28 protein-coding genes are annotated in these 23,636 nt (G+C 69.4%); 23 read left to right on the top strand and 5 right to left on the bottom strand.

The features are described 5' to 3' along the window. The first annotated feature begins 22 nt into the window (after positions 1-22). The 3 genes from AB0Q90_RS32895 to AB0Q90_RS32885 all read left to right on the top strand — a co-directional run bounded on the left by AB0Q90_RS32895 (position 23) and on the right by AB0Q90_RS32885 (position 2,814). On the top strand, positions 23-937 hold the full coding sequence (locus AB0Q90_RS32895; protein WP_363163551.1) for an MEDS domain-containing protein: 915 nt from the start codon (positions 23-25) through the stop codon (positions 935-937). A gap of 143 nt (positions 938-1,080) precedes the next feature. Further along, positions 1,081-1,485 (top strand): ATP-binding protein, encoded by a 405-nt coding sequence (locus tag AB0Q90_RS32890; protein WP_363163552.1) that lies wholly within the window; start codon positions 1,081-1,083, stop codon positions 1,483-1,485. Between the two features lie 9 nt (positions 1,486-1,494). After that, entirely contained in the window at positions 1,495-2,814 is a 1,320-nt protein-coding gene (locus tag AB0Q90_RS32885; RefSeq protein ID WP_363163553.1) for an Nramp family divalent metal transporter, read from the top strand. Between the two features lie 30 nt (positions 2,815-2,844). Here AB0Q90_RS32885 and AB0Q90_RS32880 read toward each other — a convergent pair whose 3' ends face one another. Then, a complete protein-coding gene (locus AB0Q90_RS32880; RefSeq protein ID WP_365733995.1) occupies positions 2,845-4,548 on the bottom strand; it encodes a glycoside hydrolase family 18 protein in 1,704 nt (567 codons plus the stop codon). A gap of 211 nt (positions 4,549-4,759) precedes the next feature. On the opposite strand from AB0Q90_RS32880, the gene AB0Q90_RS32875 reads away from it, so the two are divergent. The 16 genes from AB0Q90_RS32875 (at position 4,760) to AB0Q90_RS32800 (ending at position 17,650) form a co-directional block, all read left to right on the top strand. After that, positions 4,760-5,617 (top strand): hypothetical protein, encoded by an 858-nt coding sequence (locus tag AB0Q90_RS32875; RefSeq protein ID WP_363163555.1) that lies wholly within the window; start codon positions 4,760-4,762, stop codon positions 5,615-5,617. 63 nt (positions 5,618-5,680) lie between these two features. Further along, positions 5,681-6,388, top strand: a complete 708-nt coding sequence (gene cpaB / locus AB0Q90_RS32870) for a Flp pilus assembly protein CpaB (RefSeq protein ID WP_363163556.1) — start codon at positions 5,681-5,683, stop codon at positions 6,386-6,388. Positions 6,389-6,397: 9 nt separating this feature from the next. Next, on the top strand, positions 6,398-7,630 hold the full coding sequence (locus tag AB0Q90_RS32865; RefSeq protein WP_363163557.1) for a P-loop NTPase: 1,233 nt from the start codon (positions 6,398-6,400) through the stop codon (positions 7,628-7,630). Then, entirely contained in the window at positions 7,627-8,007 is a 381-nt protein-coding gene (locus AB0Q90_RS32860) for a TadE family protein (RefSeq protein WP_363163558.1), read from the top strand. The genes AB0Q90_RS32865 and AB0Q90_RS32860 overlap by 4 nt, the downstream gene beginning before the upstream one ends. 142 nt (positions 8,008-8,149) lie before the next feature. Then, the gene (locus AB0Q90_RS32855) at positions 8,150-8,485 is read left to right on the top strand and encodes a TadE family protein (RefSeq protein ID WP_363163559.1); all 336 of its coding nucleotides are present in this window, start codon (positions 8,150-8,152) and stop codon (positions 8,483-8,485) included. Continuing rightward, entirely contained in the window at positions 8,482-9,819 is a 1,338-nt protein-coding gene (locus AB0Q90_RS32850) for a CpaF family protein (RefSeq protein ID WP_363163560.1), read from the top strand. The genes AB0Q90_RS32855 and AB0Q90_RS32850 overlap by 4 nt, the downstream gene beginning before the upstream one ends. Before the next feature lie 110 nt (positions 9,820-9,929). Beyond that, a complete protein-coding gene (locus tag AB0Q90_RS32845) occupies positions 9,930-10,874 on the top strand; it encodes a type II secretion system F family protein (RefSeq protein ID WP_363163561.1) in 945 nt (314 codons plus the stop codon). Positions 10,875-10,893: 19 nt separating this feature from the next. After that, positions 10,894-11,784, top strand: a complete 891-nt coding sequence (locus AB0Q90_RS32840; protein ID WP_363163562.1) for a DUF5936 domain-containing protein — start codon at positions 10,894-10,896, stop codon at positions 11,782-11,784. Between the two features lie 14 nt (positions 11,785-11,798). Continuing rightward, entirely contained in the window at positions 11,799-13,199 is a 1,401-nt protein-coding gene (locus AB0Q90_RS32835; protein WP_363163563.1) for a histidine kinase, read from the top strand. A gap of 41 nt (positions 13,200-13,240) precedes the next feature. Further along, positions 13,241-14,002, top strand: coding sequence for a response regulator transcription factor (locus AB0Q90_RS32830; RefSeq protein ID WP_363163564.1), 762 nt, complete (start codon positions 13,241-13,243; stop codon positions 14,000-14,002). A gap of 104 nt (positions 14,003-14,106) precedes the next feature. Further along, positions 14,107-14,283, top strand: a complete 177-nt coding sequence (locus AB0Q90_RS32825) for a hypothetical protein (RefSeq protein ID WP_363163565.1) — start codon at positions 14,107-14,109, stop codon at positions 14,281-14,283. Next, the gene (locus tag AB0Q90_RS32820; RefSeq protein ID WP_363163566.1) at positions 14,283-14,882 is read left to right on the top strand and encodes a pilus assembly protein TadG-related protein; all 600 of its coding nucleotides are present in this window, start codon (positions 14,283-14,285) and stop codon (positions 14,880-14,882) included. The genes AB0Q90_RS32825 and AB0Q90_RS32820 overlap by 1 nt, the downstream gene beginning before the upstream one ends. Positions 14,883-14,917: 35 nt before the next feature. After that, a complete protein-coding gene (locus AB0Q90_RS32815) occupies positions 14,918-15,496 on the top strand; it encodes a hypothetical protein (protein WP_363163567.1) in 579 nt (192 codons plus the stop codon). Between the two features lie 9 nt (positions 15,497-15,505). Further along, positions 15,506-16,132: an OmpA family protein gene (locus AB0Q90_RS32810; RefSeq protein WP_363163568.1), complete on the top strand. Its 627-nt coding sequence runs from the start codon at positions 15,506-15,508 to the stop codon at positions 16,130-16,132. A 238-nt stretch (positions 16,133-16,370) separates the two neighbouring features. After that, complete coding sequence (locus tag AB0Q90_RS32805; protein ID WP_363163569.1) at positions 16,371-16,604, top strand: hypothetical protein; 234 nt, start codon at positions 16,371-16,373, stop codon at positions 16,602-16,604. A 563-nt stretch (positions 16,605-17,167) separates the two neighbouring features. Next, positions 17,168-17,650 carry an SRPBCC family protein gene (locus AB0Q90_RS32800; protein WP_363163570.1) on the top strand — a complete coding sequence of 161 codons (483 nt, stop codon included), beginning with the start codon at positions 17,168-17,170 and terminating at the stop codon, positions 17,648-17,650. Positions 17,651-18,416: 766 nt separating this feature from the next. On the opposite strand, the gene AB0Q90_RS32795 is transcribed toward AB0Q90_RS32800, so the two are convergent. Next, positions 18,417-18,608: a hypothetical protein gene (locus AB0Q90_RS32795; protein ID WP_363163625.1), complete on the bottom strand. Its 192-nt coding sequence runs from the start codon at positions 18,606-18,608 to the stop codon at positions 18,417-18,419. Positions 18,609-18,621: 13 nt separating this feature from the next. Next, a complete protein-coding gene (locus AB0Q90_RS32790; RefSeq protein ID WP_363163571.1) occupies positions 18,622-19,476 on the bottom strand; it encodes a helix-turn-helix transcriptional regulator in 855 nt (284 codons plus the stop codon). Positions 19,477-19,757: 281 nt separating this feature from the next. Here AB0Q90_RS32790 and AB0Q90_RS32785 point away from each other — a divergent pair, with 281 nt between their 5' ends. Next, positions 19,758-20,264: an ATP-binding protein gene (locus AB0Q90_RS32785; RefSeq protein WP_363163572.1), complete on the top strand. Its 507-nt coding sequence runs from the start codon at positions 19,758-19,760 to the stop codon at positions 20,262-20,264. Between the two features lie 2 nt (positions 20,265-20,266). Here AB0Q90_RS32785 and AB0Q90_RS32780 read toward each other — a convergent pair whose 3' ends face one another. Then, complete coding sequence (locus AB0Q90_RS32780; RefSeq protein ID WP_363163573.1) at positions 20,267-20,416, bottom strand: hypothetical protein; 150 nt, start codon at positions 20,414-20,416, stop codon at positions 20,267-20,269. Positions 20,417-20,489: 73 nt separating this feature from the next. Further along, positions 20,490-20,867 carry a DUF192 domain-containing protein gene (locus AB0Q90_RS32775; protein WP_363163574.1) on the bottom strand — a complete coding sequence of 126 codons (378 nt, stop codon included), beginning with the start codon at positions 20,865-20,867 and terminating at the stop codon, positions 20,490-20,492. A gap of 71 nt (positions 20,868-20,938) precedes the next feature. Between AB0Q90_RS32775 and AB0Q90_RS32770 the strand changes: the two genes are divergently transcribed. The 3 genes from AB0Q90_RS32770 (at position 20,939) to AB0Q90_RS32760 (ending at position 23,588) form a co-directional block, all read left to right on the top strand. After that, complete coding sequence (locus tag AB0Q90_RS32770) at positions 20,939-21,712, top strand: hypothetical protein (protein WP_363163575.1); 774 nt, start codon at positions 20,939-20,941, stop codon at positions 21,710-21,712. 200 nt (positions 21,713-21,912) lie between these two features. Beyond that, positions 21,913-22,569, top strand: a complete 657-nt coding sequence (locus tag AB0Q90_RS32765) for a hypothetical protein (protein WP_363163576.1) — start codon at positions 21,913-21,915, stop codon at positions 22,567-22,569. After that, positions 22,557-23,588 (top strand): hypothetical protein, encoded by a 1,032-nt coding sequence (locus tag AB0Q90_RS32760; RefSeq protein ID WP_363163577.1) that lies wholly within the window; start codon positions 22,557-22,559, stop codon positions 23,586-23,588. Before AB0Q90_RS32765 ends, AB0Q90_RS32760 begins: the two co-directional genes overlap by 13 nt. The last annotated feature ends 48 nt before the right edge of the window (positions 23,589-23,636 follow it).

Here is a 23,636-nt window from a genome sequence, read left to right as displayed (position 1 = left end):
AGTTGCTGCGCGAAGGGAAACCGTGACCACCCAACAGCCCCCGGCCCCCAGCCCGTTCGACCACCGTATGACCGTCTTCGGCGCCGACGACGAGTTCGTGGCCGACGCCGTCCCCTTCCTCACCGAGGCCCTGGCCGCCCCCGACGAACCCCCGCCCGTCGCCATCGCCGCCCCCGACCGGCTCGATCTCCTGCGCGACGCCCTCGGCACCGACGCCAAGAACGTCCACTTCGTCCCGCACACCGACTGGTACACCGGCTCCGCCGCCAACGCCGTGGCACAGAACGCCGGTTACCTCGCCGCCCACGCCGGCCCCGGCGGCCGTATCCATCTGCTCATGGAACCCGTCTGGGGCGGCCGCGCCGGACGCTCACCGCGCGAGACCGCCGAGTGGATCCGCTACGAGGCCCTCGCCAACCTCCTGTTCGCCCCGTTCGCCACCACCGCCCTGTGCGTCTACGACACCCGCGTCGCGGGCCGCGCACTGGTCGCCGAGGCCCGCCGGGCCCACCCCGGCACCGGCGTGTACGAGGAGCCGCCCCGGCTCGCCGCCGAGCTGGACTCCGTACCGCTGCCGCCGGCCCCAGCCGACGCCCGGCCGCTGGAGCGGCCCGAGGACGCCGCCGACGCCGTAAGGGAATGGGGCAGCGGGCGCGGGCTCGCGGCGGCCGAGGCGGAGCTGTTCGCGATGGCCGTGACCGAGGCGGCCGCGGCACTCGGCCCGGTCACCGGCGCCCGCCTGTGGGGCACCGCACCCGCCTGCGTCTGCGAACTGCGCACCACACGCCCCGTCGCCGACCCGCTGGCCGGCTTCGTACCGCCGCCGAGCACGGAACTGGAGCCCGGCCAGGGCCTGTGGTACGCCCGTCAGGTGTGCGCCTACGTCGACGTCCGCGACGACGCCAGAGGCTCGACCGTACGCCTCCAGTACGCGTAGTCCGCCGTACACAGGTAGGCAAGCAGGTATTTCTCCCCGTGTGCCGCGGCCGCGGGGAGGCCACCCTGGGAACCATGCTGCAACTCTCCGGGGGACGCCGCCCGGGCCCCCACCCCCGACCTGGTTCCTTTCCCCAACCACCCATGGGAGCCGGTCACCTGAGCGTCGAGTACGAGCCCCGCCCGCGCGCGGTCCGGGAGGCCCGGGCCGCGGTCCGCAGGCAACTGGAGGGCTGGGGACTGGCGGAGCTGGGAGACGTCCTGGACACCGCCGAACTCCTCGTGAGCGAGCTCGCCACCAACGCGCTGCTGCACTCCGCGAGCCGCTTCCGGCTGACCCTCTTCGCCGCGCACGGGGTGCTGCGCTGCGAGGTGCAGGACCACGGCCGCCGTACGCCCCAGGTGCTGGACGCCGGCGCTTCGGAGAGCGGGCGGGGGATGTTCCTGGTGGACGCGCTCGCGCAGCGGTGGGGGTGCCAGCAGGACGGGCCGCGCAAGACTGTCTGGTTCGAGCTGAGGACATGTGACCCGTGCCCCCTGGCGGGGTAATCCAGCCCCATGGCTGAAACCTCGGGGAACACTCAGGCAACACCAGTCGACGGAACCGACTCCTCCCCCCGTAAGTCCAGTTGGCGACACATCGGCCCCGGCATCGTTGTCGCCGCCACCGGCGTCGGCGCCGGTGACCTGGTCGCCACACTCATCGCGGGCAGCAGCTTCGGGTACACGCTGCTGTGGGCCGCGGTCCTCGGCTGTCTGGTGAAGATCTCCCTCGCCGAGGCGGCCGGGCGCTGGCATCTGTCCACCGGGCGCACCCTCTTCGACGGCTGGGCGAGCCTGGGCCGCTGGACGACGTGGTTCTTCGTCGTCTACGTCGTGATCTGGGGCTTCGTGTACGGCGCCGCGGCGATGTCGTCGAGCGCGCTGCCGCTGCAGGCCCTCTTCCCGGACGTGATGGACCTCGAATGGTGGGGCGTGGCCTGCGGTCTGGTCGGCCTGGTGTTCGTCTGGTTCAACAAGTACGCCGTCTTCGAGAAGGTCATGACCGTCCTCGTCGGCGTCATGTTCGTGGTCACCGTCTACCTGGCGATCAGGGTCACCCCGAACCTCGGCGAGGCCTTCGCGGGCCTGCTCCCCGTGCTGCCGGACGAGGAGGACTCCGTCCTCAACACCCTCGGCCTGATCGGCGGCGTCGGCGGCACGATCACGCTGGCCGCGTACGGCTACTGGGTCAACGCCAAGGGCTGGACGAACACCGGCTGGATGAAGGTCATGCGGCTGGACAACCGGGTCGCCTACGCCACCACCGGCGTCTTCGTCGTGTCGATGCTCTTCGTCGGCGCGGAGCTGCTGCACTCGGCGAACATCGCCATCGCGAGCGGCGACAAGGGCCTGGTCCAGCTGAGCGACATCCTGGCGGACGAATACGGCACGGCGACGGCGAAGTTCTTCCTGATCGGCTTCTTCGCCACCTCCTTCACCTCACTGATCGGCGTCTGGCACGGAGTGAGCCTGATGTTCGCGGACTTCGTCGAGCGCTACCGCGCCGGCGACGAGGCCCGCGGCGAGGAGATCGCCGCCGGGCGCCGCGAACGCTCCTGGCCGTTCCGCGCCTACCTGCTCTGGCTGACCTTCCCGCCCCTCGCCCTGGTCTTCCAGGGCCAGCCCTTCCGCCTGATCATCATCTACGGCGTCCTGGGCGCGGCGTTCCTTCCCTTCCTGGCCGGCACCCTGATCTGGCTCCTCAACTCCGCCCGCACACCCCGCGAGTGGCGCAACGGCCCGCTCAGCAACGGCATGCTGGCGATCGCCGGACTGCTGTTCCTGGTGCTGTGCGTGAAGCAGATCTGGGACCAGCCGTGGTCGGAGTTCTTCTGACCCCGACCACGGCCTCACCCCGACGTCCGGCTAGGGCAGCCCGTGCACGTGCGGCCCCACCGCGTTCGACCACGCGTTGCCCGCCGTGGCGTCCCAGTTCGTCGACCAGGTCATGGCGCCGCGCAGATCGGGATAGGTCCGTGACGGCTTGAAGGTGCCGCAGTTGGTGCCCCGGGCCAGGCAGTCCAGCGCGTTGTTGACCACCGTCGGCGACACGTACCCGCTGCCCGCGCCCCGCGTCGAGGCCGGCAGACCGAGGCCGACCTGGGACGGGGACAGGCCGCCCTCCAGCTGGATGCAGGCGAGGGCGGTGAGGAAGTCGACCGACCCCTGGCTGTACACCTTGCCGTCGCAGCCCAGCATCGAACCGCTGTTGTAGTACTGCATGTTGACGACCGTGAGGATGTCCTTCACGTTCAGCGCGGTCTGGAAGTACGTGTTCGACGTCGACTGCATGTCGATCGTCTGCGGGGCCATCGTCAGGACCATCGACGGTCCCGCCTTCGCCGACAGCGACCGCAGCGCCTGCGTCATGTACGTCGCGTTGAGCCCGTTCTCCAGATCGATGTCGACGCCGTCGAAGCCGTACTCCTGCATCAGCGCGTACACCGAGTTCGCGAAGTTCGCCGCGGACGAGGCGTCGTTGACCGACACCGTGCCGCGCTCGCCGCCGACCGAGACGATCACCTTCTTCCCGGCCGCCTGCTTCGCCCTGATGTCCGCCTTGAACTGGTCGACGGTGTAGCCGCCGAGCCCGGCCGAGTCCAGGTTGAAGGTCACCGCGCCCGGCGTCGTCGTCGCGTCGGCGAAGGCCACCGCGATGATGTCGTACTGCGCCTGGACGTCCGCGAGCTTCTGCACGGTCGCGCCGTTGTTGAAGTTCTGCCAGTACCCGGTGACGGCGTGCTTCGGCAGGGCCGGGCCCGTGGGAGTCGCGGTCGTCGTCCCTGTCACGGTGGCCGACTTCGGCGACTCACCGGCCGCGTTGGTCGCCGTGACCTGGAAGGAGTACGAGGTGGAGGCGGCCAGGCCGGTGACGGTGGCCGAGGTCCCGGACACCGCCGTCACCTTCGTACCGTTGCGGTAGATGTTGTAACCGGTGGCGCCCGAGACCGTGTTCCAGGCCAGGGAGACGGAGGAGGAGGTCGTGCCGGAGACCGCGAGCCCGCTCGGCGCGCCCGGGACCGTCGGCTCGGGGTCGCCCCCGCCGCCTCCGTCCGGCCCGAACACCGACAGGTCGTCGGCGTAGTAGGCCGCCTGCCCGTACCAGCCGTGCGTGTACACCGTCACCGACGTGGTCGAGGCGCCGGTGGTGAACGTCGTCGACAGCTGCTTCCAACTCGTCGAGTCCGGCGTCCAGGTCGACACGTCCGTGCTGCCCGTGCCGGTCACCCCGAGGTAGGCGTACCCGCCCTGGACCCAGCCGCTCAGTGAGTACGTCGAGTTCGGCCGTACCGCGACGGTCTGGGTGCAGCGGGCGTTGTCCTGACCCGCCGGCGTCGCCTTCAGTGCGGCCGAGCCGCCGTGCACCGGGGAGGAGACCGTCGTACCGCTGCTCGCGGAGCAGGTCCAGTTGCTCAGGCCGGACTCGAAGCCGGCGTTCCTGGCGTTGTTGACGTCGGCGGCGGACGCCTGGCCGGCGCCCGCGAAGGAGAGGGCCAGCGCCGCCGTGACGGCTCCCGACCACAGCCGGGTCGATCGTCTGCGTGGGGACAAACGTCTGTGTGTGGACATGCCAAAACGTTGGTCCAGACCAATCGGCTTGTCAAGAGGAGTCGCCGAGATGCTCAACCTGCCCCGATTTGACGCAACTTGTGAAACGGCAGTTCTCTCCCAGCTACAGAAACGCTGTTCTCCGGTCACAGACCCGTGGATACAGTGCTCAGGTAGTCACGCAGTGAAGTCGACTGGGTGTGCCGGAGTAACGCCGGTCGGGCCGGCGGGCATGGGGAGTGGGGAGCTGCGCGTGCCAACTGCCATTGCCGTGACCAGCGCCGACCTGGCGCTGCCGCCGCAGGACGAGCGGACCGTGCCCGCCGTCGTGCTCCCGGACCTGGACCGGCAGCCGCTGGAGCGGTCCTTGACCGCCCTTCAAGCCGTCGTCGAGCAGCACGGCCATGTGATCGTCGTCTGCTCCCAGGCCGCCGCCCCCGGCGTAGAGCGGCGGCTGCACACCCTGCGCTCCCTCATGGAGAGCGACCGTATCGCCCTGTTCCGCCCCGAACTGCCCCCGCTCGGACTCGCCGTCCTCGCCCGCCAGTTGCGCCAGCTGGCCTCCTGCGACCTCGGCCCCGGCGTGCTCGCCTCCGCGGGCCGCCTGCTCACGCACTACATCCACGCCGGAGCGCTCCTCGGCTCCGTCGCCAAGCTCGACCGCATCCCCGTCGGCCTCAGGTCGCACGCCAAGTCCTGGGTCCCCGGCAGCCAGTTCGGCGTCCTCGCCCACCCCGAACCGCAACTGGTGCGCATCACCCCCGAAGCCGCCCTGACCGGCCCCGAGTTCGCCACCCGCATGCTGATCGCCCGGGGTCAGCTCCAGGGCGACTGGGTCACGGACAAGCTCGCCAAAGCCTGGAACGTCCAGGGCCTGCGCGAGGTCCCGCTGCCCGCGGAGTCCGCGGACTGGTGGGGCACCGGACGGCTGATCGAGTTCTGCTCCTACCTCTCCGACCTGTCGGTGCTCTACCAGCTCGTCACCTCGGTGCGGCAGAGCCCCTGCCACTGGTGCGGCATCGACGTCATCGGCGACCGCTGTGTCTTCTGCTCCGCCACCCCGCCCGTCCACGAGACTCGCGCAGGCTGACCGACCCCTTGAGCTACGCCCCGACCGATCCCGACCGATTCCCCCAATGAGGTTGCACGGTTCATGAACTCCCGTCAGCGCCGCGGCGTGATACTCCTGATCCTGTCGGTCGTCTGCGCCCTCGGCGCCTTCGCCGGCGTGCTGTCCGTCATCAACGACGCCGAGTCCAAGGTCGGCCCCGAGGTCACCGCCTACCGGCTCAAGACGAACGTGGACCCCTACGAACCGCTCGGCGCGGGCCAGTTCGAGAAGATCAAGATGCCCGAGCGGTGGCTGTCCGACACCGCGGTCACCGATCTCCGCGAGATCCAGGGCAAGATCGCCGTCACCACCCTGCAGAAGGGCTCCCTGCTCCAGAGCGACATGATCGTGGCCCAGCCGGCCCTCCAGCCCGGACAGCAGGAGGTCGCCATCATGATCGACGCGGCCACCGGCGTCGCCGGCAAGATCACCCCGGGCTCCAGGGTCAATGTGTACGCCACCTTCGAGGGCGCACGCGAGGGCGACCCCGCCCAGTCCAAGATCATCGTGACCAATGCCCAGGTCCTCGACGTCGGCGACCTCACCCCGCTGCAACCCGACGCCGACGACCGCACCCGGGAACCCACCGACGCCGTCCCGATCACCTTCGCGCTCTCCACCATCGACGCCCAGCGCATCACGTACGCCGAGTCGTTCGCCCAGCGGGTCCGCCTCGCCCTGGTGGCGCCCGGAAGCGACACCACGGTCCCCGAGTCGGACCGCACGTACGAACTCGCGAAGGACAAGTGAGAGGCCCGCATGCCCACGAGGATCCTCCCGGCGGTCGGCGACGCGGACGCGGTCCGCTCCATCACGACCCTGCTCAGCCAGCTCCCGGACGCCGAGCCGGTCGCCCCGGTCGTCGACTCCACCCAGCTCGTCGACACCCTCGCCCGCCTCGCCGCCGAGTCCGTCGACGAACTGCCCGAGGTCGTGGTCGTCCACGAGCGGATCGGCCCGGTCCCCGCCCTGGAACTCATCCGCGAAGTCGCCCTGCGCTTCCCCGCCGTCGGCGTCATCCTCGTCACCTCCGACGCGAGCCCCGGCCTCTTCCAGGCCGCCATGGACTACGGCGCCCGGGGCCTGGTGGCGCTCCCCCTGAGCTACGAGGAACTCGCCAGCCGCGTCCAGGCCGTCGCCCAGTGGTCCGTGGGCGTACGCCGCCATCTGGGCGCCGGAAGCGATGTGTTCAGCGGCGTCGGAGGCACCGTCGTCACCGTCAGCGGCGCCAAGGGCGGAGTCGGCGCGACCCTGGTCTCCATCCAGCTCGCCCTCGCCGCCCAGGCCTCCGGCCGCTCCACCGCCCTGGTCGACCTGGACCTCCAGACCGGCGACATCGCCTCCTTCCTGGACGTCCAGTTCCGCCGGTCCGTGGCCGACCTCGCCACCATCACCGACATCTCGCCCCGCGTCCTCGCCGACGCCGTCTTCCGCCACGACACCGGCCTCGCCCTGCTGCTCGCCCCCGGCGAGGGCGAACGCGGCGAGGAGGTCACCGAGCGGGCCGCCCGCGGAATCGTCAGCGCCCTGCGCTCCCGCTACGAGGTGGTCGTCGTCGACTGCGGCGCCCAGATCAGCGGCGCCGGCGCGGCCGTCGTGGAGATGGCCGACACGGCCCTGCTGGTCACCACGCCCGACGTGGTCGCCGTCCGCGGCGCCAAGCGCGCCGTACGCATGTGGGACCGCCTCCAGATCCGCAAGGCCGAGGAGACGACGGTCGTCGTCAACCGGCACACCCGGGGCACCGAGATCCAGCCCGCCCTGGTCCAGAAGATCACCGGCACCGCGGTCGCGGCCACCGCGATCCCCGCCCACTTCAAGGAACTCCAGGGCGCGGTGGACGCGGGCCGCATCCACGAACTCGACAACCGCAGCACCGTCAAACAGGCCCTGTGGACCCTCGCGGGCGAACTCGGCCTGGTCAAGGCGGGCGCGGTGGACCGCAGGGGCGGCCGGGGGTCGTTCCGCAGGCGGAAGGACGGCGGGGGATGAGCCGGCGTGCGCTCGGACGCGACCGGGGGCAGGTGAGCATCGAGTTCCTCGGCATGACCCCGCTGATCATCCTCACGCTGGTGCTGCTGTGGCAGTGCGTGCTGGTGGGGTACACCTACTCGCTCGCGGGGAACGCTGCGGACATGGCGGCACGGGCCGGAACGGCGGCCGAGGACCGGCAGGGCGCCTGCCAGGAGGCGGGACTCAGGCACCTGCCGGACGCGTGGGAGGGCGGTGCCGAGGTGACCTGCGGCGAGAGCGGCGGACTGGTCACGGCCGACGTCCGCCTGGAGGTACCGGTCCTCTTCCCCGGCGCGATCGGCTTCCCCTTCGACGTCGACGGGCACGCGGGCGCGGTGGTGGAGGAGGGGGACTGAGATGGCGTACGAGCGAGTTCGGTCACCGCGTCGTGACCATGGCCGACGTGTTCCTCGTGACTGCGACCGGCGTTTTCGTCGTCACCGTGACCGGCGTTCTCGTCGTGACCGTGGCCGGCGTTCTCGTCGTGACCGTGGCCAGGTGGCCATCGAGTACCTCGGCTTCATCCCGATCCTGATCCTCGTCGCCATGGCCGCCGTACAGATCGGCCTGATCGCCTACACCGCCCAGCAGGCCGGCACCGCCGCCCGCACCGGAGCGCGCAGCGCCTCGCTGGACGGCCCCTACGCCCAGGACTGCCAGGCCGCCGTGAGCGGCTGGCTGGCCGACGGCACCGGCTGCACGAGCGCGCTGCTAGGCGACGAGGTCCAGGTCACCGCGACCGTCGACATCCCCTCCGTGGTCCCCGGCTGGGACTTCGGCGACGCCACCAAGTCGGCCACGATGCCGCTCGACGCGGGAGGAACACCCGAATGAGCCTGCGCGCACGCATCAACCTCCCCGAGGAGAACGGCAGCCGGGGCGAGGACGGCCACCTCGTCGCCTCCTACCGCGCCAAGCTGCTGGAGGAGATCGACCTCGCGGAGATGAGCGCACTGGCCGCCGCCGAGCGCCGCGCCCGCCTGGAGCGCGTCCTCGGCCACATCATCAGCCGCGAGGGCCCCGTCCTGTCCACGGTCGAGCGCTCGCAGCTGATCCGCAGAGTGGTCGACGAGGCGCTCGGCCTCGGCATCCTGGAGCCGCTGCTGGAGGACGCGTCGATCACCGAGATCATGGTGAACGGCCCCGACGCGATCTTCGTGGAACGGGCGGGCAGGGTCGAGCAGTTGCCGCTCCGCTTCCCCTCCCACGACCAGCTGATGCAGACGATCGAGCGCATCGTGTCGACGGTGAACCGGAGGGTCGACGAGTCGAACCCGATGGTGGACGCCCGCCTGCCGTCGGGCGAGCGGGTCAACGTCATCATCCCGCCGCTGTCACTGACGGGCGCGACCCTCACCATCCGCCGCTTCCCGCGCTCGTTCACCCTGCACGAGATGATCGGCCTGGGCTCGCTGGACGAGCACATGGTGTATCTGCTGGCCGGGCTGGTGCAGGCGAAGTTCAACATCATCGTGTCGGGCGCGACGGGCACCGGCAAGACGACCTTGCTGAACGCCCTGTCCGGCCTCATCCCCGAGGTCGAACGCATCATCACCATCGAGGACTCGGCCGAACTCCAGCTCCAGCAGGGCCATGTGATCCGCCTGGAGTCCCGCCCCCCGAACGTCGAGGGCCAGGGCCGGGTCACCATCCGCGACCTGGTCCGCAACTCGCTCCGGATGCGCCCCGACCGCATCGTCGTCGGTGAGGTCCGCGGCGGCGAGTCGCTGGACATGCTCCAGGCGATGTCCACCGGCCACGACGGCTCCCTCGCCACCGTGCACGCCAACAGCACCGAGGACGCCCTGATGCGGCTGAAGACCCTCGCCTCCATGTCCGACGTCGAGGTCCCCTTCGAGGCCCTGCACGACCAGATCAACAGCGCCGTCGACATCATCATCCAGCTCACCCGCTTCGCCGACGGCGCCCGCCGCATCACCGAGATCGCCATCCTCGACAGCCACGGCAGCGAGCCGTACCGGCTGGCCACCGTCGCCCGCTTCCACGCCCAGCCGATGGCGGCGGACGGCCGGGTCTACGGCAACTTCGAGTACTTCCCACTGCCACGCCGCACCGCCGACCGCCTCTACATGGCGAACCAGCCGGTACCGCAGGCCTTTGGGGTGGCGCAGGCGGCGGAGCAGCTGGTTATTCGGACGGCGAGGTAGGTGGGAGCCAGTGGGACCAGTCAGCCAGGTATGCAGGCATGCAGGCATGCAGGCAGGTAGGTAGGTAGGTAGGTAGGACCCGATGGAAACGGCCAGGTAGGTAGGACCAGATGGAACTCCAGACCCTCATCACACTCACCACCGGCATCACCCTGCTGACCTGCGCCCTCGCCGTGGCCGGCCTGCACGCCTACGCCATGGGCCGCGCCCAGCGCCAGGCCCTGGTCGACCGGCTCTCGGCGGCCGGCCAGCTCACCGCCGGCGGCCGCCGACGCCGCTTCCACAACCTGGACCGCCGACTGCGCCGTACGAAGCTCGGCCGCAAACTGGAACTCCGCCTGGTGGCCACGGGCCTGGATGTGACGCCGGGCGAGTTCTTCGTCTACATGCTCGCGACCGTCGGCGGCCTGTGGCTGATCGGCCAGGCGACCCTGGCACCCTTCTTCGGCCCGATCGCCGGACTGCTCGGCGTCTGGGCGGCCGTGCAGTTCCTCAACTGGCAACGCCAGAAACGCATCGAGCGCTTCATCAACCAACTCCCCGAACTGGCCCGCATCCTGGCCAACGCCACCCAGGCGGGCCTCGCCCTGCGTACCGCCATCGGCATGGCGGCGGAGGAGCTGGAGGCGCCCGCGGGCGAGGAACTGGCGCAGGTGGCGAACCAGTTGGCGATCGGGGCGTCGATGGACGACGCGCTGGGCGAGCTGGCGGACCGCCTGCCGTCGCGTGAGCTGGTGGTCCTGGTGACGACGCTCGTGCTCTCGAACAGGGCGGGCGGCCAGGTGGTGAGCGCCCTGCGCAACCTCACGGAGACCCTGGAGGAGCGAAAGGAGACCCGCCGCGAGATCCGCACCCAGCTCTCCCAGGTCAACATGACGTCGTACGCGGTCCCGGCGCTCGGCATCGGCTCCCTGTTCCTCATGAACGGCGTCAAGGACGGAGCCCTCGACCGCATGACCGGTTCCCCCGCGGGTCAGGTGGCGGTGATCGTCGCCTTCGCCCTCTACACGATCGGCTTCGTCATGATCCGCCGCCTGTCGCGGATCGACGTCTGAGGAGGCTGAGGAGGCTGCCGTGGTTGGTCTGTTGCTGGCCCTGCTGATGGGCATAGGCGTGTGGGGAGTCTTCGCGGGCATCCGCATGTACCGCGCCGACGCGAAACTGCCGGACGACCTGGCCCTGGCCCTGGAGGTCGGCGCCACGAGGACCGGCGCGGTGGACTCCGTCATCGACCGGATGGGCATGCGGTACGCACCGGCGGTTCTGCGCCTGATGGGCCCCAAGCAAGTCGCCAAGTACCGCCGCAAGATCGACCTGGCGGGCAACCCCGGCGGCCTGACCATCGACCGCTACGCGGCCCGCCGCGCGGTCTACGGCTTCCTGGGCGTGGTGGGCGGCCTGGTGTTCCTGATGCGGGGCCAGTTCCTGGTCACGTTGTTGCTGTTCGCCTTCGGCGCGTTCTGGACGGAGGTCGGCATCTGGTCGGCGATCCGGATCCGGAAGGACGTCATCGAGCGAACGCTCCCGGACTTCCTGGACGTCCTGGCGGTCGTCGTGAGCGCGGGACTGGGTTTCCGCCAGGCACTGGACCGCGTCGCGTCGAAGTACGAGGGCCCGTGGGCCGACGAACTCCGGATCACGTTGAGGCAGATGGACCTCGGCATGAGCCGCCGCCAGGCTTTCGCGGAGCTGCGGCGCAGGAATGATTCCGAGCAGGTCGCGATGTTCGTGACGGCCCTGCAGCAGGGCGAGGAACTGGGCGCCCCGATCGTCGACACGCTCGTCTCCCTCGCCAAGGACATGCGCCGCACCGACGCCCAGAACGCCCGAAGGAAGGCGGCCCGTGCAGTCCCCAAGGCCACGATGATGATCACGACGTTCATGGTCCCGGCCACGATGATCCTGCTGGGGGCGGGGTTGTTGCTGGGGTCGGGGACGGACTTTGGGTCGATTACGGGGGAGTAGGGGGAGGGATGGGGATGACTGCGATGTGGGTGGAGAGTTCGACGACAGCCGTACCCCCGCAGAGGCCCGCAGCCGCCGATGGCGGGGGAGCCCCACAGGGGCCACCTGCGCTTGACAACGAAAGTAGTACGGGTGGTGCGGGTGGAAACGAAAACCCGGCCGAAGGCCGGGTGCCGCCCCACGAACCCGCACTCACCATCCAGATCAACGCCCTACAAGCCATGTCCCGCCAAGTCTTCGGCTTCCGCCTAGGCATGATCGCCCTCTCGGCCCCCGCCGCCCTCCTCAACGCCGCCCCCGGCCTGGGCGCCCGCCTGGTAGGCGCAGCAGTAGTAGTCACCTTCATGGCCTCCTACGCCCTGTTCAGGGACTGGGAACGCTTCGGCCCACTCCTCCTCCGCCACCCCACCCTCCTGGCCCTGGACACCCTCTTCGGCTCCCTGCTCCTGATCTCCGCAGGCCCGGACACCCCCCTCGCCTACGTCAGCGTCTGCACCCCCCTCCTCGCCGGCATCGTCTACGGCTACCGAGGCGCCGCAGCCTTCGCCAGCCTCCAGTCCCTGATCCTCCTCCTCGTCTACGCCACCACCGCAGACGCGAACACCACCCTCGCGGAGAAACTCCTCCTCCCCGGCTTCTGCGTCATCACCGGCGCAGTCGGCTCAGCCCTGCGCGGCCTGATGCTCCGCTTCGGCGAGGCAACCCACGCCCTGACGACGATGAAGGCCCGCCTGGCCGTAGCGGAAGCGGTGGCCGCCGAACGCGCCCGCCTGGCAAGGGAGATGCACGACACGGTGGCCAAGACGCTCTACGGCGTGACGATGGCCGCAGAGGGCCTGGTGGCCACGGCAGCCACACCCTCCCCGAACCCCACCCTGATCAAGCAGCAGGCGGAACTGGTGGCCCGCTCCACCCGCCGAGCCGCAGCGGAGTCGAGAGAGGTCCTGGCGGACCTGCGCCGAGAATCGGACCCGCACCACACGACGGACGTCCTCACGGAACTAGCCGCCCGAACCCACGACTTCACCACCCGCACAGGCCTCCCGGCGACCTACCACCCCACAGGCACGCCCGTACCCACCCTCGTCCCACCCACAGTGGCCCGCCACCTCCTCTCCATCGCCACGGAAGCGATGGAGAACGCCCACCGCCATGCAGCCCCCACCCACGTGGAGGTGAGCGCCGGCGTCCACGGCGACCTGCTCCGCATCAGCGTGTACGACGACGGCCGCGGCCTCCCCACCGACACGACCCTCGAACACCTCCGCAGAGCAGGCCACTTCGGCCTGCTGGGCATGGTCGAACGCGCCGCGTCGGTCGGCGCCCGCATCCGTATGGGCCGGGGCGACCACCCACGCGGAACCGAAGTCCTCGTAGAACTCCCCCTGGCAGCGCTGACAACACCGACGACGTGACGCATGCACCCCCACACCGGACCGAGAGGAGGCAGCCGCCGATGCAGCCGCCCCCGAGCACCCCGTTCGAGGAACTCGCGCCACCAGCCCCCGCCGCCCCGCTCCGGGTCGTGGTCGCGGACGACAACCCGGTCGTCCGCGCGGGCCTGACGGCCCTCCTCTCCGGCCGCGAGGACATCACCGTCGTAGCCGAGGCGGCAGACGGCCGCGAGGCCTACGAGGCGGCCCGCCGCCACCACCCCGACGTCGTCCTCCTGGACGTCCGCATGCCCGGCGTGGACGGCATCTCGGCACTCCCGCACCTCGTGGACATCGCCCCGGTCATGATGCTCACGTACACCGGCGAGACGGAGATCATCGAGGAGGCCCTACGGAGAGGGGCCAACGGCTACCTGGTCCACGGCGAGTTCACAGTCCCCGAACTGATCGAGGCGATCCGAGGCATCAAGCACGGCCGCCCCCACTTCACCCCCACCGCGGCGGGCGCCCTCCTCTCCCGACTCCGCCAGGGCAAAGATTCGCAACAGCATACGGAGCGACGCCCTCCACCCCTCAATACCGCAGAACCACTTTCGCAAGTGCAACCAAATATGGGACAGTCCTCCAACAGGACCCAGTTCCAACTCAGCGCAAGGGAGGCGGAGATCATGGACCTCATCGCATCCGGCATGACCAACCAGCAGATCGCCGCCACCTGCTTCATCAGCGAAAAGACGGTCAAGAACCACATCAACCGAATCTTCGCCAAACTCCACAGCACCACCCGCGCCCAAGCCACCGCCAAGTGGCTGGGGGTGACCTGACATGCCCCGACTTTGGGCCCGCAATTGGGCCCTGGGACCCTCGGCCCCCCACCACCCCCCGCCCTACGGTGCCCGCACCGCAGCCGCTACCGGAGGGAATCACCATGAAGAGCTGGATCAGGTCCCGCGCCGCCCTGGGGGACAAGGGGCAGACGGCGGTGGAGTACTTGGGGATCATTGCGGTGGTTGTGGCGATTGTGTTGGCTATTACCGGGACGGATATCGGCAACACGATCTACACCGCGATCGTGGACAAGGTGAACGAGGTTATCGGCGGCTGATGCGGCGGCCCCGCGGGTGCGGCGACGCAGGGCAGGCTTTCCCCATCTACATCACTGTGGTGGGGGGCCTGCTCTTTCTCGCGTTCGCCTACCTTGCGGTCGGCCAGGCCGCGGCGAACCGCAACGGCGCCCAAACAGCAGCAGATGCGGCGGCGCTTGCGGCGGCGCAGGACACCCGGGAGCAACTCGCGGGCAGGTGGGTGGAGGACGTACTCGACCCGACACAGTGGCAGGACATCTTCGACGGTTTCGCACCAGGCCTTCAATCATCGTGCTGGCGGGCGGGGGAGCTGGCAGCACAGAACGACGCCCATATAGAGGCTTGCGATCAGACGGGGCCCTTGGAGTACACGGTCGAAGTTCAGACAGACAAGTCTGTCGGGGACTCCATCGTCCCGGGTACGGAAGGCAAGTATGCGAAGGCGTCCGCAAAAGCCGTGATCGAGTTCCGTTGTGGTTTCAAGCCTCTCGGTGAGGACGCCGGGGACGACGAACTGCCTCAGCTCACCTGCGAAGACAGGGACTGGGTCCTGGACCCGGAGGACCTCACTGACCTTCCGGGCCCGGAGGACCTCTTCGACGTCCATCTGGCCGACTGACGAGTGATCGACGAGTTGACGAGGGAAACAGACGCATGAGCATTCGGTTCACTACGAAGGCCCGCAGGGGGATGGTCGCGTTGACCGTTGCGGCCGGTCTGGCCCTCGGCGTGGCCGGCTGCGGCGGAGGAGACGACGACAATAAGCCGGAGGCGACGGCTTCTGCCCCCGACAAGGGCGGGTCGAACCCGAGTGCTCAGGAAGGTCAGGCAGACGAGCCGTTGGCAGAGCTGAAGGGCTCTAACGGCCTCCTGCTCCAAGTCACTTCAGCGGCACGTGATGCCGGAGGCTTCGTTACAGTGAGCGGCACTCTCAAGAACGACGGTGCCGAGCGGATCACAGTGCCCGCCGCCGTGCGGGGGGACGAGACGGAGATCCTGCGGCACGGGATGTCGCTGGGAGGTGCCACCCTCGTGGACAGCAAGGCGAAGAAGCGTTACTACGTCCTGCGGGATACGGACGGCAGGCCACTCACGACGACTGGGTTTTCGTCGCTCAAGGCAGGCGAATCCCTCGCCGTCTTCCTTCAATTCCCCGCACCCCCAACCGACACAACCGAAGTCACCTTCCAGCTCCCCACATTCGCCGCCGCCACCATCCAGATCTCTGGCTGAGGCAGCGCCATGACCACCAAACACCTCACCACAGCCATGGCCGCCGCCACCGTCCTGCTGGCCACCACGCTCTACGGCGCAGCGGCCGCCCAAGCCGACGAAAACCCCAGCGTCCCCCCAGGCACCGAAGCCACAGCCACGGCCCCCGTAGAAGTAGACGCGAACGACCCGGACCTGAAGCTCCCCGAGGGCGCCACTCTCGCCGAAGCGAAGGTTCTGGACATCAAACAAGTCGTCGAAGACCAGAGCGGAGACGAGCGCCGCGAGGACACCAACGCCGACGTGAAGTTCGCGCTCCAGGCCGAGGTCCTGTTCCCCAAGGACAGCGCCAAGCTGAACGACGAGGCAAAGGCCCGCATCGCGGCGATCGCGGCGGAGATCAAGACCCAGAACGCAACGAAGATCCGCGTCTTCGGCTTCACGGACAACCTGGGCTCCTCGGCCCACGGCGACGTCCTGTCCAAGCAGCGCGCCAACGCCGTAGAAGACGTCTTGAAGGCCGAACTGAACGACCCGAACATCACCTACGAGGTACGCGGCTACGGCGAGCAGTACCCCATCGCATCCAACGACACGGAGGTCAGCCGCAAGAAGAACCGAAGGGTCGAGGTCTCCTTCCCGCGCACGGAGAGCTGACAGCGAGCGCGACGCTCGTGCGCCCCGGGGGCTGCTTCAGCACGTTGATACTCTCCGCCTTTACGTCGAGGCGGGGGAGATGACCATGGGAGCGGAGCCGTCGAGCCCTCCGAGCCGCAGGTTTGGAGGCACCGGCTTTGGTGTCCTCGTCGGTGGGCTGGCCGCGGTGGTGTCCATCGCTGCGATTGGGCGGGCTTGGGCTGCGTGCGGCATCGGCGGGAGCGCAGCCGCCAACGGCATGACGTTGCTGTTTCTCGCGCCTCTCATATGGATCTCCACGGCGGTTCCGTGGGTGATCCTGCACGGCACCCTCGGAAGACGTCACCGCAGGACGGCCCTGACGGCGGGGCTCATCTTCACCCTGTGGTTCATCTGGTTTCTTGTCACGTGGCTCGGCATGCCGGACTCCTACCCCGCCCCGACCTGCCCGGGCAACGTCCCACCTTGGTGGCCGAGCTTCATCCCGGCGTGACTCTGGGAACTATCCGGTTGCCGTTTCTCGGGGTGGGCCGCCCGCTTCTTGGCCAGTGTCGCGCTTCCACGACCCGAGTAAAGGGCGCTCCGCTGCGCTACGCGTCGGCTACGCCGATGGGCCTGCGGCCCACCCTTGACTCGGCTCGCTCCAGCACGGTGAAGAAGCGAGCGAGCGGCCCGGGAAAGCGGGTGGCCGGCCGGGGTGCGCCCTCGGGTCGGCCATGGAGCCGCCCGGAGTCGACGGACGCGCTCGCGCCTCGCCAGCACGCCGGGTGGGCTTAGCGGCTTGCGGCCGGTGGGGGGAGTGGAGGGGAGTTCGGGGCGCGTAAGCGGAGTGGGGGGCGGGGCGGGCACCACCAGTGGCCCCACCGAGGTGAGGCGAAGTGGCTCCGCCATGGGCCTTGCGGTGGAACCGGGCACAAACCCGCGGCAGATCGCCGGCTCGACACCTGCGGGCGCTGAGCCGGATGGTGCCGAATGACAGGTCATGTGCCCGTGGATCGAGATCGACTACCCTACCCGCCAGTAAGGTGCTCGGGCGGAGCGACAGGGAGATCACCGATGGCGCGTCACCGGAATCTTGAGGAGTCCGTCGTTGTGGACGCGGCACCGGAGGCCGTCTACCAGCTGGTGGCGCACCTGCCCGACATGGGCCGCTGGAGTCCCGAGTGCCGCCGGGTCTGGGTGCCGCGCCCGCCCGTGCGAACCGGCACGCGCTTCGTCGGCTTCAACCGACGCGGGCCCTTCGTCTGGTTCACCACGGGCCGGGTCTCAGCGGCGCGGGTGGGCGAGGAGTTCACATTCGACGTCGGCGTCTTCGGACTGCCGATCGCCCGCTGGGGCTACCGCTTCGCCGCCGAAGGAACAGGCACCCGCGTCACCGAGACCTGGCAGGACCTGCGCACCGGTCCCGGCGCGCGTCTTGCCGACCTCCTCGGCATCGTCTTCGCCGGCACCACCCCGGAGCGCCGTGTCGCCGTGAACCGCCACGGCATGCGCACAACCCTCGCCCGGATCGCGCAGGCAGCAACGCCCTCGTCCTGACCCGCGGGGCGGCGCCCACCAGGATCTTGGTCCCCTGATCGACCGGGCGAGCTCAGCGGCTCGGGGCCCCAGTCAATCGCGCATGCCCTTGCTGCTCAGCGCCGCCGTCGAACGGCACCTACAGCGCGACCATGTCACCGGGCCGATCCGGAACGCGAGTCCGCACGGAGACGAGTACGCCATCGCTGCATCACCGTCCGCTCGATGGGCGTGTGACACCCCGCCGCGGCCACGCATCGCCTCGGACCAGCGATTGGAGTCTTCCGGTCACCGCCGAGCCATGAATTCCCCGCCCACAGCCCAGCAAGTGACCGAAACGCTCCAATCACCCACTGCGACGCAAGCCGTGTGGCCCCTATGACTCATGAGGCACCCTGTCGCTCGTCTGCCGCCACACCTTGCCGCAACAAGCCGCCCAGCTCGCCCGGTGTGCCCCCGCCCCCCACTCCGCTGACGCGCCCCGAACTCCCCTCCACTCCCCCCCACCGGCCGCAAGCCGCTAAGCCCACCCGGCGTGCTGGCGAGGCGCGAGCGCGTCCCTTGACTCCGGGCGGCTCCATGGCCGACCCGAGGGCGCACCCCGGCCGGCCACCCGCTTTCCCGGGCCGCTCGCTCGCTTCTTCACCGTGCTGGAGCGAGCCGAGTCAAGGGTGGGCCGCAGGCCCATCGGCGTAGCCGACGCGTAGCGCAGCGGAGCGCCCTTTACTCGGGTCGTGGAAGCGCGACACTGGCCAAGAAGCGGGCGGCCCACCCCGAGAAACGGTGCCTACAGGAGGTGGTCGGCCTTGCCCGCCTTGATGTCCAGGATGAGCGTCTGGAGGGCTTCCCGACTGTCGGTCAGGTAGTGCTGCTCCTGACCGGCGACGGCGATATAGGCGTTGCCGTCGGGGTCGGTGCCTATGCGGAAGCAGTTGTTGCCTTCCCCGCAGAAGGGCTCTTCCCAGGTGATGCCGGTCATCATGGCGGCTCCCTCAGAGGTCACGGGCGACTTTGCGGATGAGGTCACGCGACGCCGTCGGCGGCAAAGCCGCGTCGTCCATCCACCCCAAGTGCGCACGGTACTTGGTGAGCTGCGCCTCCGCGCCGGAGAATTCCGGCCCGTGCGCGGAGTCCAGTTGCACTGTGTCGAGTTGGGGTACGTCCCCCTCCGCGTAGAGCAGCGCGTGTCCGGCCCCGGGGAAGTCGCCCACGCTCGTCGGAATGACTCGTACGTCGATGTTGTCCCGTTCGGACTGCGCCGCGAGGTGCTCCAGCTGCTGCCGGGTCGCCTCGACGCCGCCGTACGGCATACGCAGCGCGGCCTCATGGACGTACGCGAGGTACGGCAATGGCTCCGCAGGTCGCTCGAACAGCTGCTGGCGTGCCATGCGGTGGGCCACCCGCAGCTCAACCTCAAGGCGGCTCAGACTCGGCAGCACGGCAGTGAATACGGCGCGGGCGTACTCCTCGGTCTGCAGGAGGCCGGGGACATGCATCACCTGCGCGGTCCGTACGCGCGCCGCATGCCACTCCAACTCGGCGATGTCCAGCAGCCCCGAGGGCAACGTGCCCCGGTACTGCTCCCACCACCCGCGTTCCTTGCCCTCGGCCATAGTGACCAGCGCGGCGACGTAACCCTGGTCAGTACAGGCGTAGTTGCAGGCAAGCGTCCGGATGCGCTCGGCCGAGAAGGGGCGGATTCCCGACTCCATGTTGGACAACCGGGTCCGGTCGATGCCCAGGAGCCCTGCGGCGTACTCCGTGGTGGCCCCCGCCGCGAGCCGCATCTTCCGCAACTCGGCGCCGAGCCGCTTCTGCCGCTCCGTCGGTGTGCTTCTCGTCGCCATGGCGCCCCTCTCGCGAGTAACGGGCCTCAGTCTGCCGCCGGGCAGCCGCACAGTCCACAAATGGCGGGGGTAATTATCCCCGAATCGTTGGACACTGTTGCCTGCTCACCTCTACAGTCAGTGACAGGTCGATTACAGAACCCCTGCGTTCCAGCCCCCCCCGGAAGCGCATCACGCGAGCCTGCCCGCAACCTCCTCCCCTGGGAGGGGTGGGCCCGCGTCAGGGAGACAAGCCACCGGGCGGAGCCCCAAGTCACCCCCACAGCAATGGAGTTGCCGTCATGCCCGGAACCGTGACGTCCTGCCCGCCCCCGCCGTCGATGGACCTGCCGCCCACCCCACCCCCTCCCGAGGCCCTCGCCTACAGCCTCACGCTGCCCGCCGCACCGCAGAGTCCGGCGATCGCGCGCATCACCACCCGCACAGTCCTTCGAGCCCACGGCCTGGAGGACCTGACGGACGCGGCACTGATGGTTGTGAGCGAACTGGCAGCCTGCGCCTGCCGTTTCACCGACGCCGCCGAGGTCTACGTATCCCTCCGCTACCGCGACGCCGCACTCCGTGTGATCCTCTACGACGGCCACCCCCGCCACACCAACCCCCACCTCGCCGCGGCCTGCGCCGCCCGCCGCCGGGCAACCTTGCGCGTCCTGTCCTGCGTCGTGAAGGCCTGCGCCGGCGACTGGGGCTTCGACGACGCCCGCGAGCCGGCCGGCGGAACGCGCCTGTGGGCGGTGCTGCCGAGGGCGGGGGCCGGCGCCTACGCGGCTGGGAGCGGTGGGTCCTGAGCTCAGGAACTCTGATTGGCGCTGCCGACGACAAAGATGAGCACGACCAGCAGGAGGCATCCGAGGCATCCGGCAGCTTCATCGTCGCCGTCCATGGCGGCGGCCACCGTGCCGATCAGTATGAGAGCCGCCAGGACAACAACGAGGTTCATGCGTCACCTCCCGCCCACCCCAGGCGCCCGAAGTTCCCTCCACCGTCGCGCGGTTCACTCGCCCGGGCAAGCCTCAGGACGCCGCCGCCTCCACCTCCACCCGCACCCCGACCCGCAACCCCCACCCGGCCATCGCCCCGGCCTCGGCCTCCAGCACATGCCGGGCACGTAGGCGGGGTCGGCCGAGCTGTCCGGGCCGCATGGTGCGTACGGCGATGACGGTGAGCCGCCGGTCGAGATAGGCGACGTCGATGGGGATCCGCATGCCGATGGTGTGGACGCTGTTGGCGGGGGTGAGCAGGAGGACGCCGTCCACGGAGTCACGCCCGAGCAGCCCCCGCGTACGGGCCCGATAGGACGAGGCGATCTCCAGCGGAAGGGACACAAGACCACCCGGCCCCTGACCACCGATGACCAACTTCCCTCGCCCGTCCGCCCATTGCCGACCCATGCCCGACTACCTCCCCGATCTGAGTAGCGCTACTCATGCCCGGGCCCACAGTGCACACCGAAACTTCAGGCATGAGACGACGCACCGGGGAAGACCCGCGGACCGCCCGCACTCCACACGCCTCCCGCATCCGAAACGGCGGCGCAGCCCTCGCCGCCCTCTGCGCACTCGCACTGACCGCCTGCGGCACGGAGCGGCAGGGCGACGCGGCCCCGAAGGCCGCAGCCGAGCACAAGGCAGTGGCGGCGGCGTCCACACCCCGCTCCACGGAGTCCGAGGAATCCCAGGAATCCGAAACGGAGGGCGCGGACTTCCTCCCCTTCATGGAACTTCTCGTCACGCTCGTCGAACCGTGCGCGAAGGAGGAGGGCTTGGCCATCCCCACTCTCCCGCCCGAGGAGCACGAGGAGCAGCTGAGTGGCCCGGCTGAGGAACCCCCCACACCGCTGCCGTCCGACCTGGCCGTGCCCGACGAAGGCCTCCCGGCGGAGCCGCCGCCCTCGGCCGAGCCCACAACCCCGGAGACGGACAGGGCGGAAACGGAACTCAGCTCCTTGGAGGAGTGCGAGGCCGACATCCACACCCGCCGCATAACGAAGGCCCTCGCGGAAACACCGAACCCGACCCCGCAGCAGGTCACCGACACCCTCCACACCCTCGGCTACATCGACGAACGCATCGACGGCCCCCAACTCGACGGCGAGAAGGTGAACTTCACCCTCGACCTGCGCATCATGGACGGCCAGCTGTGCCTCTCCGGCAGTACCACCGGCACCCACACCACCATCGACCCGTACGGCGCGTCCCCGGAAGTCGACTGCACGGCCGTAGACCGAACCCCCTGACGGTCACCTCCTTTGCACGTTCATAAGCGGAACGCCCTGTTCGCTCACGTTACTCAACCGTTACCGCCAAATCCCGCCCGCGGGCGGCCGTTTTGCCCCCAAACACCACACCCCTTGACAAGCCCGGCCCTGGTGTCACTCCACCCCACTGGATAGCTTTGGTTCGCTCAAGAGAAGCCTCGCCCCACCGGGAGCCGACCGTGAACCGCCGCCCCACCCTCCTCGCAGCGCTCACCCTGACCGCCGCTGCGACCCTGACGCTGTCCGCGTGCGGGAGCGACGACGACAGCCCCGAGAACAACGACAAGATCGCAGGAGCCGACACGGGGGGCGAGAACTCTCCGTCTCCGACCTCAAGCGAGCCGGCCACCGAGGACCGCCCGAAGATCGAGCTGCCGTCGGACCTGTCGTACACCTTCGACTGGCCCAAGACGGGCGACGAGGACAAGGACGCGGTTCTCTCCGACAGCGAGCAGTCCATCAAGGCCGTGGACCTGGCGATCGTCAATCAGGACGCACTCGACAAGGCGTACCTCTACTACTACGAGGGCGAAGCCGCGGCGAGCACCGAGGAGTTCATCAAGGCATACGTCAAGGCCAAGGCTCGCGTGACCGGCGCGTACACGTACTACGACGCCGCCGCCAACGTCAGCGGGAAGGACAGCGCCTCGCTGGTGTACTGCGAGGACCAGAGCAAGGCCTACGACATGTACCTGGAGACCGAGAAGGTCAACAAGACGCCGGCCACGAAGAACAGCTACGTGCTCTACACGACCCAGCTGCGCAAGAACGACAAGGGCGTTTGGGTCATCGAGAAGATCCAGTCCCAGAGGGGGAGCGACAAGTGCCAGCCCTGAGAGCCCCTTCGCGCGCGCTGATCGTGCCCCTTGCGATCGGTTCGCTCTTGGTGGGCGGTGCCCCTGCCTTCGCCGACAACACGATCGGCGGCGGCGCTCAGGCTCCTACTCCTGACACCGGCGCCAACGTCAACGGCGACACCGTCTCCGTAACCGCCGGCGGCGTCGTCTTCGACCGTTCGAAGAACGGCAGCGGTGACTCCACCGGCGCGCTTGCGTCGAGCACGTCATGGTCGCCGCCGCCCTGCTGGTACGCCCCGAAGTACACCCCCGAGCAGCTCCAGAAGTACCTGGAGCCGATCTGGCAGGCGGAGTCGACGGGCTACGAGTGGGACGCCGAGCAGCGCGAGAAGTACAACGCCAAGGACCCTGAGAAGGGCTTCAACAAGGACAAGACCGGCAAGGGCTACTGGTGGGGCTCCTACGTCGACGAGAGCTACCCCCCGGGCTGGGATTCCTGCGACAAGGACTACTTCTGGGTGGACGCCGGTGACCCCCCGCCCGCCGACATCGAGAACGCCGTCACCCCGGAGATCCTCGCCGAACTCGCCTACGCCGAGATCCGCGTCCCCGGCACCGAGGTGACCCTGGCCCCCGAAAACGCCACCAAGGTCAACCTCCCGACCTGGGCATGGCTGGACGCGGCGGAGTTCAAGCCGGTCTCCGTCACGGCTTCCGTACCCGTGCTGGGCCTGGAGGCAACCGCAACGGCGGAGCCGATCGCCCTCAAGATCGAGCCCGGCACCGGTGACGCCGTCACCTACCCGGCTTCCGGCGTCTGCGAGATCAACAACGGGCGCATCGGCGAGCCCTACGCCAAGGGCAAGGCGGACCAGACTCCGCCCTGCGGAGTGAAGTACCTCCGCTCCTCGGGCGACGGCACATTCCCGCTCCAGGCCACCATCACCTGGCAGATCACCTGGACCGGCACCGGCGGCGCGGGCGGCGACCTCCCCGACGGCACGTTCGGCGCAGAGCAGGACGTCGTCGTACAGGAGATCCAGGCCGTCAACCGCTGACGATCGTTCCCTCTTCCTCCGTTGTCCGGTAAGTGCTCCCCCTAAAGA

It is taken from the genome of Streptomyces sp. NPDC079141 (genome assembly GCF_040686775.1).
GTDB lineage: Bacteria > Actinomycetota > Actinomycetes > Streptomycetales > Streptomycetaceae > Streptomyces.
This window is presented reverse-complemented; position numbering and strand designations above follow the sequence as displayed.